The sequence below is a fragment of the Pseudomonas sp. GW821-FHT04D07 genome, assembly GCF_059420225.1.
Window position 1 is genome coordinate 8721 of record NZ_JBWKTH010000054.1, and the last position, 2002, is coordinate 10722.

Below are 2002 nucleotides of genomic sequence, written 5' to 3' on the forward strand. Positions count from 1 at the left end.
GTGCTTGCCCGCGAAGGGGCCCTTGAGGCCGCCCAAAGCTTCGCGGGCAAGCACCGCTCCCACAGGCACCGTGTCCGGCTTTAACTGGGTGACATCAGCGTTTGCCCGCTCGCTACAGTTTGTTGTTCGCCGGTCGTGACACCCTGCATTAACAAGCCGGACCGCAATTTCACCTTAATAGAGAGAACCATCATGCGTCTGAGTCTGAAGACCAAAGTCGTGTCCCTCGCGGTACTGCCGGTATTGCTCTGCGCCCTGGTGATCAGCCTGACCATGGTGTGGATCCTGCAGAATCAAGCCAAGGATGAAGTGGAGGAAACCCGTCAGCGTCTGCTGTCGGAGGCCAAGGTGACCTTGCAGAATTACGTCAGCCTGGCGATCACCGCGATCAAGCCGCTCTACGATGCGTCGGCCCAGGGCGACATGGTGGCCCGGGCGCAGGCGGTGAAACTGCTGTCGAGCATCAAGTATGGCAAGGACGGTTACTTTTTTGGCACCGATTCGCAGATCGTGCGGGTGTTCAAGAGCGACAACCCCGATGGCGTCGGCAAGAATTTCAGCGACGCCCACGATGCGAATGGCGTCTACTTCACCCGCGAGCTGGTCCGGGTCGCCAAGGACGGTAGCCATTACCTGAGATACAGTGCATCGCTGGCTACCAACGAACAGGTGCTGGTGCCCAAGATCGCCTATACCGAATTCCTGCCCAAGTGGGATATGGCCATCGGTACCTTCGTCAACCTCGACGGTATCGAGGCCCAGGTCGCGGAGGTGGAGGCCAAGGTCCATCAGCGTATGGAAGGCGTAATCCTGAGTATCTTCGGGATCGCCTTTGTGGTGCTGCTGGTGATCGCGGTGCTCGGCGCGCTGATGGCCAATGGTATTTTGCGACCGCTGCAACTGATGAAGCTCAGCCTGGACGATATTGCGGCCGGCGAGGGCGACCTGACACGACGCCTGGTAATCACCAGTGAGGACGAACTGGGGCAGTTGGCCGGTTCCTTCAACCGCTTTGTCGACAAGATCCATGGCCTGGTGCGGCAGATCAGCGAGATGACCGTGCAACTGACCACGCTGGTTACCCAGGTCAGCGACCAGACCCAGCGTTCGGAGCAGGCGATGGAGCGTCAGCGCCACGAAACCGACCAGGTGGCCACGGCGATCAACCAGATGTCCTCGGCGGCCCAGGAAGTGGCGCGTGGCGCGCAAGGGGCGGCGGTCGCCGCGCAGCAGACCGATGCCGAGGGCAAGACCGCCAAACGGGTGGTCGATGGCAGCATCCAGCAGATCCATGCACTGGTGAAGGATATTCGCCACAGCGGCACTACCCTGGACAGCCTGCAGCAGGACGTGACCTCGATTGTCAGCGTGCTCGGGGTGATTCGTTCCATCGCCGAGCAGACCAACCTGCTGGCCCTCAATGCCGCCATCGAGGCGGCGCGGGCCGGTGAAGCGGGTCGCGGCTTTGCGGTGGTGGCCGATGAGGTGCGGGCGCTGGCCAGTCGGACCCAGCAGAGCACCCAGGAAATCCAGGGCATGATCGACCGCCTGCAACAGGGTACGCAGGTGGCGGTGGAGGCCATGCGCCGTTCCAGCGAGGCGGGTGACGGCACCTCGGACCGGGCCAACGAGGCCGGCGTGTCGCTGGACACCATGGCGCAACTGATTGGCACGATCAACACGATGAACGCGCAGATCGCCAGCGCCGCCGACGAACAGACCGCGGTGGCCGAAGAGATCAACCGCAGCGTGCATCAAATCGCCTCGGCGGTGGACAGCGTGGCCGATGAAACCCAGCGCAGTGCCCAGACTTCCCGTAGTCTGGCGGAACTGGGACAGAGCCTGGGCAAGTTGGTGGGGCAGTTCCGGATCTGACAAGCCGGCCCGACAGTTTTGTGTCTGACGCAATTCCTGCATCCGACACAGATACTGTGGGAGCGGGGGGGGGGGGGGGGGGGGGGGGGGGGGGGGGGGGGGGGGGGGGGGGGGGGGGGGGGGGGGG

The 2002-nt window shown here is 63.3% G+C and carries 1 protein-coding gene; it reads left to right on the forward strand.

Annotated features, from left to right (window positions below):
- Positions 1-192 precede the first annotated feature (192 nt).
- Positions 193-1875, forward strand: a complete 1683-nt coding sequence (gene ctpM / locus AC07T0_RS31535) for a methyl-accepting chemotaxis protein CtpM (protein ID WP_495004843.1) — start codon at positions 193-195, stop codon at positions 1873-1875.
- Positions 1876-2002: the final 127 nt, after the last annotated feature.